20 protein-coding genes, 1 tRNA gene, 1 rRNA gene and 1 pseudogene are annotated in these 17,603 nt (G+C 37.6%); 7 read left to right on the forward strand and 16 right to left on the reverse strand.

The window, feature by feature from the left end; translation table 11 throughout:
* Together AC4BHP_RS11350 and AC4BHP_RS11355 are read right to left on the reverse strand one after the other, a co-directional pair.
* Positions 1–278 (reverse strand): 16S ribosomal RNA (locus tag AC4BHP_RS11350); the annotation flags it as partial.
* A gap of 591 nt (positions 279–869) precedes the next feature.
* Positions 870–1,775, reverse strand: a complete 906-nt coding sequence (locus AC4BHP_RS11355; protein ID WP_490552330.1) for a DMT family transporter — start codon at positions 1,773–1,775, stop codon at positions 870–872.
* Between the two features lie 120 nt (positions 1,776–1,895).
* Between AC4BHP_RS11355 and AC4BHP_RS11360 the strand changes: the two genes are divergently transcribed.
* A complete protein-coding gene (locus tag AC4BHP_RS11360; protein WP_066106820.1) occupies positions 1,896–2,591 on the forward strand; it encodes an MgtC/SapB family protein in 696 nt (231 codons plus the stop codon).
* A 165-nt stretch (positions 2,592–2,756) separates the two neighbouring features.
* Positions 2,757–2,828, forward strand: a tRNA-Ala gene (locus AC4BHP_RS11365).
* 408 nt (positions 2,829–3,236) lie between these two features.
* Here AC4BHP_RS11365 and AC4BHP_RS11370 read toward each other — a convergent pair.
* The 4 genes from AC4BHP_RS11370 to AC4BHP_RS11385 all read right to left on the reverse strand — a co-directional run bounded on the left by AC4BHP_RS11370 (position 3,237) and on the right by AC4BHP_RS11385 (position 4,796).
* The gene (locus AC4BHP_RS11370) at positions 3,237–3,440 is read right to left on the reverse strand and encodes a helix-turn-helix transcriptional regulator (protein WP_066106817.1); all 204 of its coding nucleotides are present in this window, start codon (positions 3,438–3,440) and stop codon (positions 3,237–3,239) included.
* 1 nt (position 3,441) lies between these two features.
* Positions 3,442–3,747, reverse strand: a complete 306-nt coding sequence (locus AC4BHP_RS11375; RefSeq protein ID WP_490552332.1) for a hypothetical protein — start codon at positions 3,745–3,747, stop codon at positions 3,442–3,444.
* A 167-nt stretch (positions 3,748–3,914) separates the two neighbouring features.
* Positions 3,915–4,412, reverse strand: coding sequence for a kinase (locus tag AC4BHP_RS11380; RefSeq protein ID WP_375138413.1), 498 nt, complete (start codon positions 4,410–4,412; stop codon positions 3,915–3,917).
* 204 nt (positions 4,413–4,616) lie between these two features.
* Positions 4,617–4,796 (reverse strand): hypothetical protein, encoded by a 180-nt coding sequence (locus AC4BHP_RS11385; RefSeq protein WP_066106805.1) that lies wholly within the window; start codon positions 4,794–4,796, stop codon positions 4,617–4,619.
* Positions 4,797–5,012: 216 nt separating this feature from the next.
* Here AC4BHP_RS11385 and AC4BHP_RS11390 point away from each other — a divergent pair, with 216 nt between their 5' ends.
* Positions 5,013–5,618: a hypothetical protein gene (locus tag AC4BHP_RS11390; protein ID WP_490552335.1), complete on the forward strand. Its 606-nt coding sequence runs from the start codon at positions 5,013–5,015 to the stop codon at positions 5,616–5,618.
* Between the two features lie 254 nt (positions 5,619–5,872).
* Here AC4BHP_RS11390 and AC4BHP_RS11395 read toward each other — a convergent pair whose 3' ends face one another.
* On the reverse strand, positions 5,873–6,382 hold the full coding sequence (locus tag AC4BHP_RS11395) for a GNAT family N-acetyltransferase (protein WP_180349988.1): 510 nt from the start codon (positions 6,380–6,382) through the stop codon (positions 5,873–5,875).
* Between the two features lie 137 nt (positions 6,383–6,519).
* Here AC4BHP_RS11395 and AC4BHP_RS11400 point away from each other — a divergent pair, with 137 nt between their 5' ends.
* Positions 6,520–6,726 carry a hypothetical protein gene (locus AC4BHP_RS11400; protein WP_066106799.1) on the forward strand — a complete coding sequence of 69 codons (207 nt, stop codon included), beginning with the start codon at positions 6,520–6,522 and terminating at the stop codon, positions 6,724–6,726.
* A 304-nt stretch (positions 6,727–7,030) separates the two neighbouring features.
* On the opposite strand, the gene AC4BHP_RS11405 is transcribed toward AC4BHP_RS11400, so the two are convergent.
* Together AC4BHP_RS11405 and AC4BHP_RS11410 are read right to left on the reverse strand one after the other, a co-directional pair.
* Positions 7,031–7,837, reverse strand: coding sequence for a formate/nitrite transporter family protein (locus tag AC4BHP_RS11405; protein ID WP_066106796.1), 807 nt, complete (start codon positions 7,835–7,837; stop codon positions 7,031–7,033).
* A gap of 183 nt (positions 7,838–8,020) precedes the next feature.
* Positions 8,021–8,551: an HD domain-containing protein gene (locus tag AC4BHP_RS11410; RefSeq protein ID WP_066106793.1), complete on the reverse strand. Its 531-nt coding sequence runs from the start codon at positions 8,549–8,551 to the stop codon at positions 8,021–8,023.
* A 441-nt stretch (positions 8,552–8,992) separates the two neighbouring features.
* Here AC4BHP_RS11410 and AC4BHP_RS11415 point away from each other — a divergent pair, with 441 nt between their 5' ends.
* Together AC4BHP_RS11415 and AC4BHP_RS11420 are read left to right on the forward strand one after the other, a co-directional pair.
* Positions 8,993–9,490: a cupin domain-containing protein gene (locus AC4BHP_RS11415; RefSeq protein WP_490552339.1), complete on the forward strand. Its 498-nt coding sequence runs from the start codon at positions 8,993–8,995 to the stop codon at positions 9,488–9,490.
* Positions 9,491–9,675: 185 nt separating this feature from the next.
* Positions 9,676–10,413, forward strand: coding sequence for a YqcI/YcgG family protein (locus AC4BHP_RS11420; protein WP_139892335.1), 738 nt, complete (start codon positions 9,676–9,678; stop codon positions 10,411–10,413).
* 80 nt (positions 10,414–10,493) lie between these two features.
* Here AC4BHP_RS11420 and AC4BHP_RS11425 read toward each other — a convergent pair whose 3' ends face one another.
* Positions 10,494–10,691 carry a YwbE family protein gene (locus AC4BHP_RS11425; RefSeq protein ID WP_139892334.1) on the reverse strand — a complete coding sequence of 66 codons (198 nt, stop codon included), beginning with the start codon at positions 10,689–10,691 and terminating at the stop codon, positions 10,494–10,496.
* Positions 10,692–10,805: 114 nt separating this feature from the next.
* On the opposite strand from AC4BHP_RS11425, the gene AC4BHP_RS11430 reads away from it, so the two are divergent.
* Entirely contained in the window at positions 10,806–11,279 is a 474-nt protein-coding gene (locus AC4BHP_RS11430) for a hypothetical protein (RefSeq protein ID WP_139892333.1), read from the forward strand.
* Positions 11,280–11,386: 107 nt separating this feature from the next.
* Here the strand turns inward: AC4BHP_RS11430 and AC4BHP_RS11435 are convergent, their stop codons facing one another.
* From AC4BHP_RS11435 to AC4BHP_RS11460, 6 genes and pseudogenes are all read right to left on the reverse strand, one after another.
* Positions 11,387–12,166, reverse strand: coding sequence for an enoyl-CoA hydratase/isomerase family protein (locus AC4BHP_RS11435; protein WP_490552340.1), 780 nt, complete (start codon positions 12,164–12,166; stop codon positions 11,387–11,389).
* A pseudogene (locus AC4BHP_RS11440) lies at positions 12,139–12,492 on the reverse strand (hypothetical protein); the annotation flags it as partial. The pseudogene AC4BHP_RS11440 and the gene AC4BHP_RS11435, both read right to left, overlap by 28 nt.
* A 35-nt stretch (positions 12,493–12,527) precedes the next feature.
* Positions 12,528–14,405 carry an AMP-dependent synthetase/ligase gene (locus AC4BHP_RS11445; RefSeq protein ID WP_490552342.1) on the reverse strand — a complete coding sequence of 626 codons (1,878 nt, stop codon included), beginning with the start codon at positions 14,403–14,405 and terminating at the stop codon, positions 12,528–12,530.
* A 346-nt stretch (positions 14,406–14,751) separates the two neighbouring features.
* Entirely contained in the window at positions 14,752–15,117 is a 366-nt protein-coding gene (locus AC4BHP_RS11450; RefSeq protein WP_066106771.1) for an SCP2 sterol-binding domain-containing protein, read from the reverse strand.
* Positions 15,118–15,230: 113 nt separating this feature from the next.
* A complete protein-coding gene (locus tag AC4BHP_RS11455; RefSeq protein WP_490552343.1) occupies positions 15,231–16,448 on the reverse strand; it encodes an acyl-CoA dehydrogenase family protein in 1,218 nt (405 codons plus the stop codon).
* Positions 16,408–17,580, reverse strand: a complete 1,173-nt coding sequence (locus AC4BHP_RS11460) for an acyl-CoA dehydrogenase family protein (RefSeq protein ID WP_066106764.1) — start codon at positions 17,578–17,580, stop codon at positions 16,408–16,410. Before AC4BHP_RS11460 ends, AC4BHP_RS11455 begins: the two co-directional genes overlap by 41 nt.
* Positions 17,581–17,603: the final 23 nt, after the last annotated feature.

Below are 17,603 nucleotides of genomic sequence, written 5' to 3' on the forward strand. Positions count from 1 at the left end.
GGTGAGCCGTTACCTCACCAACTAGCTAATGCGCCGCGGGCCCATCCCTAAGTGTTAGCCGAAGCCAACTTTCCTTCTAACACCATGAGGTGTTAGAAACTATTCGGTATTAGCACCGGTTTCCCGGAGTTATCCCAATCTTAGGGGCAGGTTGCCCACGTGTTACTCACCCGTCCGCCGCTAATCTTCGGGAGCAAGCTCCCTCAGATTCGCTCGACTTGCATGTATTAGGCACGCCGCCAGCGTTCGTCCTGAGCCAGGATCAAACTCTCCGAAAGATGTTTGATCTAGCTAAATTTTAAAGTAAATTGACGAGATTTTAAAAATCTCTTTTTTTAGACTTGCTTGGAGTTTCGTTTTGTTTAGTTTTCAAAGAACAATCTGTCGTGTTAGCGACTTTTATATTATATCAAGATAACTTTTCTTTGTCAACAACTTTTTTTAAAAAGTTTTTTTGACTTATTTTAACTTGTTATCTCGTTCGCGTTAGCGACTTTTATAATATATCAGAATAACTTATTTTCGTCAACAACTTTTTTAAAGTTTTTTTAACGAATGTTCAACGAAGTGAACGATAGTTAATATATCATGGACAACTATTAGGATGCAAGTACTTTTTTACTTTTTTTCGCTTTTTTATATTATTTCTACATAACATCATAAAAATCACATATATCCAATACATTGACATACAACTCTTCATTAAGATTAGCAGTGTTCGTTTGCCTAACCATCCTGATCACTAAGCACGCCCTTTAATGTTCATAAGAATAAATTCCTTCAACAATACACTAAAAATCGGAAAAAGTTCAACACCAATTATATTTAAAAAAAACAGAGACATCCTTCTTGGATGCCCTACAATGCAATTAATAGTTAACTTCGCTATTCTCTATTGCGTCTCTTCTTCTATTCATTAATATAAATAAAGATAACCCCACCAATACTAATGATGCACCAAACAATTGTATAGCCGATAGGCTTTCATTAAATAAAAAGTACGCCAATACTGCCGCACCTATTGGTTCAAATAATATAGCCATCGATATTTTTGTTGCACTAACCCATTCAATTGCCCAATTAAAAAGTGAATGCCCCAACAATGTAGGAATGATTGCAAGCAAGATAAATAGGTACCACTCTTTTTTAGGATAATCGAATAACTCCTGGCCGCTCCCCAATACATAGATCAATAATATAATTGCGCTAATACCGTATACAATAAAAGTGTAAGCAGTTAACCCCATTCTTTTACGTACCATTTGTCCAATCAAGAAATAAGCTGTTGCAAGAGCACAAGCTACTAAGGCAAGTACATCTCCGAACAAAGCTCCCTTATTATGCGAAAAATCGCTGACACTAATCAATATACTGCCTGAAATCGCCACAATAATACTTACGACTCCACCGATAGATACTCGTTCCTTAAATAAAAAATAGGTACCTAAAAAAGCAAATATAGGCTGCATTGTGACTAGGACTGTTGAATTAGCCACTGAAGTATACCGAAGAGACTCAAACCAAAAAATAAAATGAAAAGCAAGAAACGCTCCGGCCGCTGCACATAATACCCAATCTTTTTTATTAATCCTTCCTATCTCTTTAACAGCCTCCCTACAAAAGTACGGAATTAGAATTAAACAGGAAAATAACATGCGGTAAAAAGCAATGACACCAGACTCGGCTTCCGAATAGCGAACAAGTATCGCTGAGAAGGATACAGCAATCACTCCTACAACAATGGCAAGATAAGGTTTAAAAAGTGACTGAGTCATATATTATTCCACCCTTTAACTGTAATTTAAACAAATAAATATTCATAATTCATAATTCTGGAACAGATCCGTCTCATATTCTATTCTATATAGAAGAACTTATAAAGGCAGGTTAGCAATATGGATTTCTCAATTGATATACAGATGATTATTAAATTATGCATATCAGCAGTATTAGGGCTTATCATAGGACTGGAACGGGAAATCAAAAGAAAACCTGTTGGTCTGAAAACATCTCTAGTAATCTCAATCGTTAGTTGTTTATTAACTATTGTCTCTATTGAATCTGCATATAATGCAAAAGGATCAGCATATGGAGTCACAGTAACAATGGATCCGCTCCGTCTTGCAGCCCAGATAGTATCCGGAATTGGTTTTATTGGAGCTGGCGTTATATTAAGGAGAGGCAATGACAGTATATCTGGTTTAACTACTGCAGCATTAATTTGGGGAGCAGGCGGAATAGGGATTACAGTAGGTGCAGGTTTTTATATGGAAGCAATAGCAGGTGTAGTTTTGTTAATCATCAGCGTTGAATTGCTGCCCATGTTATTTAATTATATTGGGCCAAAAAAGTTTAGAGAAAAAGAGTTAAACCTCCAGTTAATTATTGCAGAAAAAGACAGTATAGCGCCAATTATAAATTTAATTGAACAAAAAGAGATTTCAATTAAGTCTGTTCGCATAAAAGATCTGACTAACAGTCATCAAATTCGTTTAAGAACCACAATAGACAGCAAAAGGCTAATTACAGATGTTTATTATTCCGTTTCTTCTATCGATGGAGTCATGAGCATTGAAATTGAAAATGCATAATCAATAGGAGCAGGAAAGAAGCATAGGCAGTTTCTTTCCTACTCATTTTTACCCTGCATTATAGCTTGGTTAAGTTAGAAGATTCAGCAAAAATACTTCATACAAGATTGACATTCGTATTAAATTAGTTAAAATAAGGTTGTACATAATTTTATTACTTATTATGGGGCTATAGTTCAGCGGGAGAATGCTTCGCTGGCAGCGAAGAGGTCAGGGGTTCGAATCCCCTTAGCTCCATACCGGGAAACCCTTGTGTAGCAAGGGTTTTTTCTTTTTTTACAGGAGACATCTATGCAAAGAATCGGTTGAGTTGCACAACTAGTGCACAATTTGTTAACTAGGCGTTTGACCTTAGAACTTCAAAGCGGACCTCCATAACAATTATGAGTGAAGATGTACTACTGTATAGTTAGAATTTATTAAGTTATTTTCTATTACAGCCATAATGATCAGCGAGTACATTTCCATTCCCCCCAAATAACATAAAAAACAATTAATAATGATTTGTTAAGGAGCTACAGTCGTTGCTCCTTTTTCTTCTGCTTGAAAGAAGGTTTCTGAGAGTCAAATTCAGAATACAGGTTTTAACTCCTAAGACTTTCTAAGCACTTAAAAAAAGACCTTAATTTAAGTTAAGGTCTAAAATTACATATCCATATCCTCATTTATAAATAATTCATCTACTGTTGTATCTAATACAGCAGCTATACTAAAAGCCAATTGTAATGTAGGGTCATATTTATCGTTTTCAATCGCATTTATCGTTTGTCGTGATACATTGCAAAGTTTAGCAAGTTCTTCTTGAGATAGCTTTGCTGATTTTCTTAATTCTCTAATATGATTTTTCAACTTAACCACCATATTTCTTTTTGCAAAATAGTAGTGAGATTAAATACACTAAAGAAATACCTATAAGAGCAGTAAATGGATTTATGCCTTCGTAAGTGTTGTCTGTCCAGAAAGTTACATAAATAGATTCAACAAGATTAATCAATAAATATCCAATAACACCTGCAAATGCAAACGACTGAGCTTTCATCTTAATAAAATCTTTTCTTTCATCACCCAGTTGAGGTAATGACACAAGAGTAACGATGATGAGTAAAACACAAATTGCTAAAATCACAAACAACAGCAAGATAGCTAAACAATCCATTAATGACAGCTCCTTTGAAAATGTAAAAACCTTTTGACATTTTCATTGTATCCATACTCATCATAAATGTCAAAAAGTTTTTACATATCGGACTTCTAAATAATATAGATTATTCAAAGGCAGTGATCTAATGTATCTCAATTCTATAGGTTAACTCCCTGCTATCATCACTCTTGCAGTTGTGTTAAAATCAAATCCACTATCTCGGTATGTGTTAAATGACCTGTTACTTTCACTTCATTTTCCACTTCCAAATAATCATTTGGGGTCCACCATTTTCGTAAAGCATCTACACCGAACTCTTCCTTTTTATCACGTGAGAGATGACGTTTTACCGTTTCTTCGAATGACAAGTCAAAATAATAGATATATGCCTTTCCGCCATAGAACTGGATTAAGTCATTTAGCATTTGACCATAGCGACTTTTATTCAGAATTCCTTCAACAATGGTGTGTTCACATCTCCCTTTCCCATACTCAGCAATTTGACGAATCAAATCAATCGAAAGATTCCCTTCTCTATCCTCGACCTTCAACATCTCACGCCGAACATTATCTTGAGAAACTAACAGGGTACCTTTTCCTAACTGATCTTGAATGCTTTTAGCAATGGTTGTTTTTCCACTTCCGGAGTTTCCTCTTAGAATAATTAAGTTTGATTCCATCGATCCCATTCCCTATTATGTTTTTTATTTCTCTATAAGCCTCTTATGAAAATAATAATTCGGTATGATTAATCATTTTCCTTTTTATCATCTAAGTAAAAAAGTCGCCTCCTATAAATTAGGAAAGCGACTTTATGTCTCTACTGCTTAAACGGTCTTTTAAATTTAGATCAAAATCCTTACTTAAGTGAATATGTATAGTCTTTAGATACTCTGAACGAAGCTCACTATTAAATAAACAGCAATACAAACCACAATACTTTGTAAGTAAAGGCCTGCTTCCTTCTTTGCAGATTCATCTTTACTATTTTGATTTTTCACGGAACGTACGGAACCATAAAGAATACCTGCAATAACAGCAATTATTAAGGGAACTGTATTCATAGCATCTGCCTCCTTTGTGATTATTCTAACATAGAAGTTTTTCTTATATTATCTATAATGCTTTTGTGTATCAAATCTATTTACTATCCATAAAATAAGTATTACATTAGTTAATTTACCAAAATCTTCAGTATATATTTTTCGGTGAATATTTAGATACTACCTATTAAATTTGTTACGTTAATAAAAGATTAATTACATCTCAGGGGGTTCATAATGAAAAGTGGTAAACTGCTCTTTCTAGTAGTATTGAGTATTATGCTGGTTGCTTGCTCATCAAAGGATGAGGAAAATAAAAATTCCGATAATGTGGATGTCAATAAGGGAATGGTAAATGTTGAAGTGACATTACCTGCATCATTTTTTGAAGACACAGATATGGTGAAACTAAAGAAAGAGGCTAAAGAGGACGGGGTAAAAGAAGTAATTGTAAATGATGATGGATCGGTTACATATAAAATGTCCAAATCTAAGCATAAGGAAATGCTGAAAGAGATGGGAGATACAATAGACACTTCCATTAAAGAAATAGAAGCCGATGAAGACTTTCCTTCAATTAAAAAGATAGAACACAATAAATCATTTACAGAGTATACGATTAAAATGGATCAGGAGCTTTATGAAAACAGCAGTATGGACGGATTTGCCTTCTTCAATTTAGCTTATCAATCACTGTACTATCAATTATTTAATGGTGTAAATGAAGATGATTATAAGGTTACCTTCCAGCTAAAGAACGAAGAAACCTCCAAAACATTTGATACCATCGTTTATCCGGATGATATCCAAACAGATGAGAATAAAACAGAAGAGAATAAGTAAGCCAATTTTAAGCTGTCTTCCCGATGAAGGCAGCTCTTTTCATGAATGAATAGTATTTCCACTATACAAATTCTGCTTTTCGTAAAACAATTCAATTGGTTCCCTCTCTTATACTATTTCCTCTTCGGAGCAATTTATTTTAAAAAAATTTCATCTCGATAAAACACCGAGAATCTTCAGTTAAGGGGAGATAATAACTTATTTTTAAAGAAGGTATAAATAGCCTTTCCCCAGATTTGAATACAATTGATTAATTATCTTTCTTCACTTTTATGACCTACTGCTTGCTCTTCCATAAGCTTTTTATAGAAAATCAGTGTTGTATTCTCATTTAATTTTCGGAGTTCACCGGTATTTATATAACCCATTTTTTCATATAGATGACAATTCCGTTCTTCTTCTTTTATCGTGGCCAGTTCCCAGCTTTTTGCTTTGCAATAATAATCTTCAATGATTTTTATTGTTTCCTGTGCAATTCCCATCCCCTGATATTCAGGTAAAATGAACATGGGACTGATTTTATATTCTTCGGTCCCCTCTCTCCACAGAATATTAATGGCTCCAACTAGCTGTTTATTGAACATAATTTTATAAAATACACCATTAGGATTGTTTAATCGTAGGATCAGCCGATCTACTTTTTCATTTGCAGGATTCGTATCGTAATCCTTATATTTTTCTAATAAAGGCATGAACGATTTGCGTTGGATGGCAAATAAAGCTGCTGCATCCTTTTCATCTGCCTTGAGCAATTCAATACTCAAATTATCACTCTCCACTTGCTTCTAATTATTTAGATATGTATCCTGCCACGCTCTTTTCCTACGCCCTTTGTCTCAGCAAAAACGCACTTCTTCATTTATTTCGAATACGATGATAAAAAACGGAAGGGACTGTAAGAATGGAATCTGAAAATGACTTAAATATATTGGATTTCGCCCTCCCGCTGCTGGATATTATTGTGATTATGCTGACAGACGAAAATCCTGTAAACGGGGTCATCCTTTTAGTGCTATTAAAAGCCGTAACAAACGATCCTTTAATGGAAATATTGTTTATGATATTAGCCATTGTTCTATGGGCTGCCCGACAGAGTGAAGAAGATTGAACTGTTTTTTAATATAAGACAGGCTATCTTGATTCCCACGTTCATCATAGGCTTAAATAACAAAATAATATTCTTGACTGCAAACTTGAAAAAGGCGCTATGTTGTTTAGCCCTTTTTCTTCATATTTAGGTAACATGGTTATGCAGTAATACTACTACACTTTTATAAATATGGGATGGCGTTGATCGGCATGATTATCTAGCCCAAAATGGAACAGATGAAATAAAAACACGGATTTTATTAAATCTAAGTGTTTTTATAGGAGTATCATATAGTGAAACGACCGACTGCCTCTCACAATTGTTACATACTTTCCGATTTTATTTTCTTGGTGGTAGGGTTTATATAGGATTGATAGGATTTCCAGTAAACAAAAGCAACAAGAATAGATCCGCCTATGGCATTCCCCAAAAAGACAGGTACAAAGTTATTAAAATAATCCATCCAGGTAAAATAACCTTCAAATATTGCTGCCGGAATCACAAACATATTCGCTACTACGTGCTGAAAGCCAATTGCTACAAATGCCATGATTGGAAACCATATCCCTGCTATTTTTCCTGCGATATCGTTTGCACTGTATGAAAGCCAAACACCTAATGCCACAAGCCAGTTACAACCAACACCTGAAATAAGAGCCGGCCAAAAATCAACATCTATTTTATGAGCAGCCACGTCCACCGTTTTTTCGAGAAAGACACCGCTGGCTGTAAACTCTCCTAAGTGGCCAAAGAAATAAGCTACAAAAATAGCACCTGCGAAGTTGCTAATCGTAATCCAAAACCAATTGTGAACTAATCGTGAGAAAGGAATCCGTTTGGCAAGCCAGGCCATTGGCACTGCCATCATATTACCAGTCAATAATTCTCCGCCTGCAATTAAAATTAAAATAAGTCCAAGTGGGAAAACAGATGCACCAATAAATGTTCCAAAGGTCCCCCAGTCTTCAGGCAAGCTTGCGGTTACTCGGATATATAGTAAATAACCCACAGATATATAAGCACCGCCCAAAAATCCCAATAGTAATAAATTTGTTAAAGGTAAACTGGTCTTCTTCACACCTGCTTCTACTGCTGCTATGGCAATTTCCTGTGGAGTTTTGAAACTCATGTATGTTCTCTCCAATCTATGTAATACGTCTTCCACATCATCATATGGAAATAATTATCAATCTATCCAAGTTTATTATATTCGTATTTTAGAAATGCTTAAAGAGAACATTTTATGAATAATTCAAATTCTAATGATGTTAACTAAAAAATCCCCTCCGTTTTTTACAGATGGGGATTTAATTTATATCATTTTTTTATGTTCTTTTAATTCTTCATCAATCATGGAATCGAGTTTTATAATACTGGCTTTCGCTCTTTCATACTCAATCTTCCGATAATGGTGAAGGCCGCCTTCCTCTTCATCTTTTTCATCTGCCCATTTAACAATCTGTTGAAGAGGTGTTCTAACAATATCATTTGAAGGTAAAAAGGAATCTGTATGAAATAAAATTGCGAGGGAGATCGTTTTCGCCTGAACCGGATTTTCACCAAGCCTTATTAATAATTTATGCGCTCTTTCAGCGCCCTTAATTGGATGTATATCGTTCTTTCTATATAAATCATAATCCCATTTACCATTACGGTACCAAGTAAAATGTCCAATGTCATGGAGCAGACCTGCTTTTGCTGCAGAATCGACATCGATATTCTGTTCTTTCGCTAAATGAAAGGCATGGTAAGCAACGGCAATTGCATGTGCCAAGCCAGAACGATTTAAATATTTTTGAGCAATGCGATGCTCAAATATATCAAGTAAAGTTACTTCTCTCATAAGGTCTCCCTCCCTGGTTATTTTTGTATATTTATAGAGATAAATATATATTTTTGTGCATTATAGCATGGATACTTCACTGTTTAAAAGGAATTTATTATTCTATAAAATTATCTTGTTTCTGTACTTTTAAACGAAATTTTACAATCAGCCTTCCTTTACACCCTTATTCGCATTCATTCTTTTGCACTTTATGGCTAGTATTATCGCTAATCTTGGAAAACCGTGGCAGCTTGTCAAGATATTAACATGGACCAAGTTATTATTCATTATTGTATGTTCATGCCCTGTCTTTAAAAACGGCAAAATACGTAGTTGGGCAGATACTAGTTTAGAAAAAACATAAGTATTTCCGAAAAACTCCCACACAAAAATATCCAGGTTGACTTGTTTATCATCATCTAAAAAGGGAATTTTGTGAATACAGGAGGAGGAGTACAAATGAATCCGTATCAAACTTTTTTCTTCGAGGATGATGGTAGGATACCTAATAATCCAAACTTACCAGTCATTCTATATAATCAAGCTGTAGACAGCCCTGAATCCACTATGGAAAGCCTATTTAATGAAAATCAATGGCTAAATAGTTGGACAAATGGGGTATTTGACTATCATCATTATCACAGTAATTCTCATGAGGTACTAGGGGTTATTAGAGGTGAAGCCACCCTTATGATTGGCGGTGAAACAGGAAGGAAGATTCATGTTCAGTCAGGTGATGTGATTATTCTTCCAGCCGGAACCGGCCATAAACGCCTTAGAGCCAGCTCTGACTTTTCTGTCGTTGGAGCTTATCCAAATGGGATGGACTATAACACTAAATACGGGAAAGAAAATGAACGTCCTGAAGTATTAGAGGAAATTAGCAAGGTTCCCATCCCAAAGACTGATCCTATTAACGGTAAGGATGGTCCTCTGATAAAAGAGTGGCAGGTATAATTTCAAAAGAAGATATGCATGTTATACCGTTTGATAAAGTAGTGTGACTTTAAATTGTTCAGCGATTAATCTCCTGATTTTTTAGCGTTCTGCAAAACAATATTTTACTGTCTTTCAAAATGTTTCAAAGACTATTAATAGGGAATAAAGAACTTACTAAAATGAATATATAGGGGAATTATTATATGCCGGATACAAAAACAAATTTAAGTTTATTAGAAAAACAAGATATGACCAATCCACAAATCGTACCACAATGGGTAACAGAAGAATACCAAACATTTCATAACATTGTTACAAACCCAACATTTCCATGTTACTTTGGTATGAAAGCAGAAAATAAAGGAGAACTCCGTTATGCGTATATGACTCATAATGATTGGTCCTCTCTTCCAAAAGCAGTAGAAAGCTTTCTTGAACTATTTAAGAATCCACCTCATATAAGACACGGTTTATTTGTTTTTGTTGAACCTGAAAAAGAGGAACGCGATATCCCTTACTATAGAGATTATTTTTGGAGAATCCTACAGTATTTACACGAGCATGATCCGAAGCTTTGGCCTGAGGATAAACCGAAGGATCCTGAACATTTCCTTTGGGACTTTCACTTTGCCGGTGAACCATTCTTTATCTTCGGCAATTGCCCTGCCTACAAGCAACGGAAAACCCGTGACCTCGGTAATAGTTTAGTTCTTGGCTTTCAACCGCGAATGATTTTTGAAGGACTTGAAGGGACTGAAAAAGGCGGAATCATGTCCAGAGAGAAAGTTCGTGAACGAGTAGAGAAATGGGATCAGCTCCCTAAGCATCCGGATATCAGTCATTATGGGGATCAAAACCATAATGAATGGAAGCAATACTTTATCGGTGATGATATAGAACCAATCGCTGGGAAATGTCCATTTCACCATAAAGATTCATAATCATATAAAAAAGAAGCTGATCATTGAATCAGCTTCTTTTTTATAGAGTGGGAGCTTGTACGCCTTCAAGATTCGATACATTATTTAATAATCTGCTGAACCCGTCCCACCTGGCCATCCGTTAACCGTACCTTAATGCCATGCGGATGTGTTGCTGAATTGGTTAAAATATCTTTAACGATACCGCGAGTTAATGCACCTGAGCGCTGGTCTTTTTTTAACACGATATCGACTTCCAGTCCTGCTCGTATATCACTACGATTCTTTCCATTGTTCATTTTTCTAACCTCCCTTATTTATCTCGATCCATAAATACATTCATTGAGCATAACGTAATCTATCCACTAATGGTATAATGGACAAATAGTAAAATCCACTTTTTTGGAGGCAATATGTTAACTTTTGAAGAAAAAATTGCAATTATAGAGTCCTTTAAGGAACTCGAACGTAAAAATGTTTCACTTGGGCGTATCAACTATCAATATCCTGAAAGCAAATTAGATAAATCGAATGTTGTTTATCACCTGCATCCAAACGGTAATGGTTTCGTTTATGCAGAAGGCATTCCTGGGTACCGTGTGGGTCAAAAGGGATTGGTGAATATCAAGGATTTTTCCGCTGAGCAATTAGAAACTATCATAGCTAAATCCATAGAGCTTCTATCTACTGATCCTTATGAAGATTATGCTGGCGATATAGCAGGTGAAGAAGAAATCTGGAGGAATAACGAAGGACATACTCTTACCGTTATAGCAGAAGAGGATATGTGGAATGTATATGCTGGCTTAAACCTAGATGGCACATTCCCATCCTACAATGAAGCAAAATCTTATTTAATGGAAGAAGGATTCCATAAAGTAAAGTAAACGAAAAGTAAAGTAAACGAACCTAACAGCCCGTTGGTAATCCATAATCCAATGGGCTGTTCCTATTTAATCCAACAAATAAACGGACCATGCAGACACTATCTAATTTATTTACCTGAAAACTCTGCCTTTCGCTTCATAAAGAAGGCACTGATTCCCTCCATCGCATCCTCCGAACGGGCTATTTTCAGCATATTCTCTAGTTCAATTGAGATTCCATCTTCTAAGGAAACTTCTGTACCTCTCCCCACAGAATCAAGGATCCCTTTAAGCGCAAGCGGCGGCCCTTCAGCTAAATTGGCTGCAATCGCTAAAGTTTCATACTTCAGCATTTTAGCAGGCACAACTTTGTTGATTAAACCATACTCCAATGCTTTTATCGCCGAAATTTTTTCACCGCTTAAGATTAATTCAAGAGCCCGCCTGCGGCCAATCAATCTTGGCAGCCGTTGGGTCCCCCCATAGCCAGGCATAATTCCGAGCTTTATTTCTGGAAGAGCAAACTCTGCTGTGTCTGCAGCTATTACCAAGTGGCAAGCCATTTGCAATTCATTCCCACCACCCAGCGCACGACCGTTTATACTTGCAATGATAGGTTTAGAGAAAGACTCAATTCGGTTAAATAGATCATGCATCCATTGAATCATTTCCCTCGCTTTTTCCGGATCCGCTAAATCTGAAAATTCATTTACATCTGCACCAGCTGAAAAAGATTTTTCTCCCGCTCCGACTAATATAATAGCTCTAATCATATGATTATTTTCGATATCATCCAAATAGGTGCCAATCTCATATAATGTATCTCTGCTCAATGTATTTAGGGGAGGTCGATTAATCGTAATGATTGCCACCTTATCAGTTACCTCCAACAAACAATTTTGCCCCATTCCCCTACCTCCCTTTCCAGTATTACAGCAATTGCCTGACCAAAACCGATACACATGGTTGCAAGCCCAAATCTTCCATTTGTTCTTTCCAATTCATTAAGTAAAGTGGCTATAATACGAGCTCCACTTGCGCCCAGAGGATGGCCCAATGCGATCGCTCCTCCATTCGGATTTACTTTATCCATATCTGGTTCCAGCTCTTTCGCCCATGCTAATACAACTGAAGCAAAGGCTTCATTCACTTCAAAAATATCGATATCATCCATGGAAAGACCTGCCTTATCCAATACCTTTTGTGTTGCCGGGATAATAGCACCGGTAACAAGAGCTACTTTTCCTTCCAGTGAAAATGACATACTTATTAATCTCCTTTCGATTTAGGCAATGACAGGCCAACTGCTACTTCATTAGCAGCTACCTCGATCTCTGTATATGCGTCTTCTTCATACATTTGTTCAATAACTTCTTTATACTTTTCTTCTATTTCTTTAAAACGTACCTTTAAGGACGGAGTCATCTCCCCACCCTCCACAGTCCATTCTTTCGTTACAATGATTAGTTTTTTGGGCTGTTCATAGCGTGCGAATTTATGAGTATTGGATTTTACTTCTCTCGTAATCAATTCCTGTACTTTTTTATTCGTAACCAACTCATTGACAGAACCACGAATGCCCTTCCTTTTGCACCAGCTCTTAAGATTTTCATAATTTAGAGTTAATAAGACGATTACATACTTCTGATTTTGTCCAACCAAAACGGCATTTTCTATATAAATACTTTGGTGAAGTGCATTTTCCACAGGCTGTGGAGCCACATTTATCCCCGAAGTAAGTACTATAATCCGCTTCTTTCGATCCACAATTCTTAAGAAGCCATCTTCATCAAACTCGCCTATATCGCCAGTCTTGAACCACCCATTTTCAAAGTGTTCCTTGGTAGCCTCTTCATCATGATAGTAACCTTTCATGATACTTGGGCCTTTAACAAGTACCTCACCATCATCTGAGATATGAACGTCCAGGTTCGGCAATGGTTTTCCTACTGTTCCAACTTTGGTTCTGGAAAACGGATTTACGCAGATAACGGGGGAGGTTTCTGTCAGGCCATATCCTTCAAGGACCGGAAGATCAACACTCCAGAAAAACTTCCCGATTTCTGGATTTAAAGCTCCTCCGCCTGATATAAAGCCTCTGATTCTTCCACCCAATTGTTTTTTTACTTTTTGGTAGACAAGTTTATCAGCTATTTTCCACTTTCTCCTAAACTCTTTCGGTAGTTCACTTTTACGAACCATTACATCTGTAGCACTGGATAAATAATATTTATATCTTGTATTTCCGACTTTAAGTGCCCAGTCAAAAATTTTTCTGCGAATAGGGGTACCGGATTCGACCATCTTTTGAGCCTGGGCATATACTTTTTCAAATAACAATGGGACACTGACTAGGATGGTAGGTTGTACTTCTAGAAGGTTTTGTTGTACGGTATCAATATTTTCTGCATAAGCAATTGTTGCACCAACTGACAAAGGAAAAAATTGACCTGCCATACGTTCAAATATGTGGGATAGTGGTAAGTGGGATAACATGATGTCGTCAGGCCGGGCTTCCAACACCCAAAATTGAACGCCTTCAACATTTGATAAAATATTTCCATGCGTTAACATTGCACCTTTTGGATAACCAGTTGTTCCCGAGGTATGAATAATCGTTGCTAAATCATCTCTTGTTATTGCCTGGAACTCATCTTCCCAGTTAAATAAAGGATGTTTTTCACCTGCTGACATTAATTGTTCCATTGTCAGCATATCTTCTTTCTTTTCTGCTAAGGAATCACCGGGATAAAAGATAATCAGTTTATCGAGAGTAGAATTAGCAAGAATCTTTTGCAGTTGCTTTTGATTTTCTACAAAAAGAAACTTACAGTCTGCATTACTGAGAATGTAAGAAATCTGATCAGATGGTAAAGTTGAATGGATTGGCACACTGACTGCACCCAAACTCATAATCGCTATATCGCTTATAGCCCAGTAAGGATTATTATCAGATAATATGGCTACATGATCACCAAAGCCAACCCCATAATGTGCCAGTCCGGCAGCCGTTTGTGAAACCTGTATCCAAAAATCCCTGTATGTGATCCCCTTATATTCACCTGCTACTTTAACCAAAAAACCATTCTTTTGTGAATTTTTTTCGGCTGTTCTCCAAACCATCTCTACCAAATTTGCAGGTTTCATAAAACACCTCCCTTAGGCCTACACGTCGTAGGGTCACGAAGACGTTGCCACACGATGTGGCGTTTTTAGTCTTTGGTCCACCTTACATGGTCTCCGTTTTTAGCGAGATCTAGCTTCCGTGGCTAAAAGCTCGGGACATAAGCATAGCCTCTTCGGGGGAAGTTCATCCCCTATGAGCCTCTGTCTTATGCTCCTCGCTTTTGAGCAAGCCACTCCAGCTTTTCTTGAGATCTAGCTTCGGCTCCTAGCTCCTCGAGTCATAAGTGTAGCCACTGCTGGAGGGAGAACACCTCCCTACGTGACTCCTCTTATGCTTGTCGGAGCTGAACAGTCGCCTCAGCCTTTCTTATAAATATTCCTTTACGTTATATTGTTTCAGTATTCCTTCTAGTTTGATTGCTTTTCCGATGTCGCCTTTGATTTTTAGTTTGCCGGACATGAAGGCTACGGTTCCGTTTAGTTTGCCGAGAAGGAATTGGCGGAAGTTTTCGACAGACATGGTGAGTGTACAATCCGCTGGTGTTTCTTCTCCTTCGACTACCTCTGCCTGACCATCGTGTATATTAAGCTGATAGATTCCTTCTTCGGAACCGGTGATTGTGAATTGATAGCGTGTCGTAATTCCTTGAATTGGCTGAGGATCGTTTTTAAGTGCTTCCTCAATTTTTTCAAAAGACTCTCTTAATGTATAATCTTCAATTGCTTTTCCCATTTTAAAATTCCTCCCTTTATTATTAAAGGATATTTTTTTATTTTTCAGTTTTATTTAGATGCAGCATTTTTGTCCTGTCGTTTCACCACCTCCTGAACGTATTTATAAAATCATTACACACGAATACCATATGGTTCATACAGATGACGCGCAATAATTAATTGCTGAATTTGATTAGTCCCTTCAAAAATGTCATAAATTTTTGCGTCACGATATAATTTCTCGACTAGATGTCCCTCAAGACCATATGGACCGAGTATTTCCTGACAGGCTGAAGTAACCTCCAAAGCAATCTTTCCACCATAGGCCTTACACATGGCTGCTTCTTTTGCATTCGGTTTTCCCAAATCTGCTTTCCAGGCAGCTTCCCAGGTTAACAGACGAGCTCCCTGAATTTTTTGCTGCATCTCTGAGAAGAGTCTCAGGGCTTGATGATAATGATTGCCGTGCTGAGGATATTCTCTTTTTACAAAATCCAATGTATATTCATAGGACGCTCTTGCAATTCCGGTAGCCATAGCTGCGATTATGGGCCTTGTGTTATCGAATGTTTTCATAGCAACCCTGAAGCCACCTGATCCATTCGCTTTATTGACATAGGCCTCTTCTCCACCTAAAAGGTTTCCATCCGGAACAAAGCAATCCTCAAACACAAGTTCTGCTGTTTCAGAAGCACGAAGACCCATTTTTTCCGCCAATCTCGAGCATGAGAAGCCGGGTGTACCTTTTTCTATAACAAATGCCCGGTGACCAGCCCTACCTAAATTGCGGTCTACCGTAGCAAATACAACAACCCAGGAAGCTCTTTTGCCATTTGTAATAAATATCTTCTGCCCGTTTATCACATAACCGCCGTCCACTTTAACAGCTGTCGTCTGTAAACCGGATACATCAGAACCTGCCTCTGGTTCAGTCAAAGCATATGCTCCCCACTTCGGTTTCTCATCTCTGGAGAAAATGGATAAAAAACGTTCCTTTTGTTCCGGTGTGCCGCTATGCTGAACAGGCGGACCTCCAAGCCCTGGCCCGGGTAGTGTCAAGGCAATCGCGCAATCTCCCCAGCCTAATTCCTCAGAGGCAATGACTCCCAATCGATTTCCTTGGCGCTCCTTCGCTTTTTTTAAATCTTTTTTCTTTTTATCATCATTGGACTCTCCAAAAGAAGACATGCTTAAAGAAATTCCGAGTTGATTTACTTTATCCAGCCAATCATCCGGTACTTTCTTTAATTGATCGGCAATCATGGATACCGGTCGCATTTCATTTTCAGCAAACCAATGGACCACTTCCTTAACTTGACTTTGATGTGGCGTCAACTCGTATGTGATCATTACTCATCCCCCTCTCCTTACCATACATGATCCAGTTTCCTGCCCTGATTTCTAAATCGCCCTCTTGTTCAAACCAACCGACTTGTGCCTGAGCGTCCCTCATCCACTTCTCAACAGGATGGTCCTGAACATATCCATGCCCACCAAGGAGCTGTACAGCTGAATCTGTTACATATCGAAGCGATTGATGGGCTTTTTTAAGTGCCTGGATACTGTGGAAAACAGCATCAGTTTCACCTTCATCAATTTGTTTTGCCGTATATAAAACAAGATGCCTTGCTGCACCCGTCTGGATAGCCATTTGTGCAAGGTTAAAAGAAACACCCTGGAATTTTGCGATTTCTACCCCAAACGCTTTTCTCTGGGAGGTATATTCAACTGTGTAATCAAGGGCAGCTGCCATAACACCAATTTCTTTTGCAGCCTCTAACGTACGTACACGGCTCAATGATTGATCCATCCAAGTTTCAGCTTCGGCACCACTAGCCAAAATATTGTTTTTGGAAACGCTTACTTCTTTAAGCTGAATTCTCGAAAAGCCGGCACTCAATAGCCCCAAGCGATAATCACCGTCAAGCACTCTCCAAGAATGATTATTGTCTTGATCTATCCAGAACAACACCGCTTCACCATTAGTAGCAGTTCCTGCAATTAATAGATATTCAGCCTTTCTGGCATTTTTCAGCGGACTCGTTTCTCCATCAATGATGTATCCATTGTCTATTTTTTTAATTTGGAGTTTATGTTGATTGGGATAAACAAAGGCGACTGTTGGGCAAATTCCCGTTTCACACTGAGTTTGATAAAAAGAAAATGCGTTATGATCCTCTTTTAGTCGAATAAACGATGCTCCCTCCCCGGCTCCTGGAAGCCCCTGAATAGTATCAAGGTCACCATAAGCAAGCGCCTCAACAATCTGTACCTGGGAAACGAGCGGCAATTCCAGGCCACCGTATGATTCAGGCAGTTCCAAATTTAATAATCCAAGGTCACTCAACTTTCTGACCACGTCCTCACTTACACCCTGATTTTTTTCCGTTTGCCTGGCATAGGGACGGATCTTTTGAATTGCAAAATCCTTTGCTACATCAACAAATGCCTTTTCTTCCTCACTTGGTAAAAAAGAAACCAACTTTCTCCCTCCTTCATATCAAT

This window comes from Pradoshia sp. Z4_20 (genome assembly GCF_058216035.1).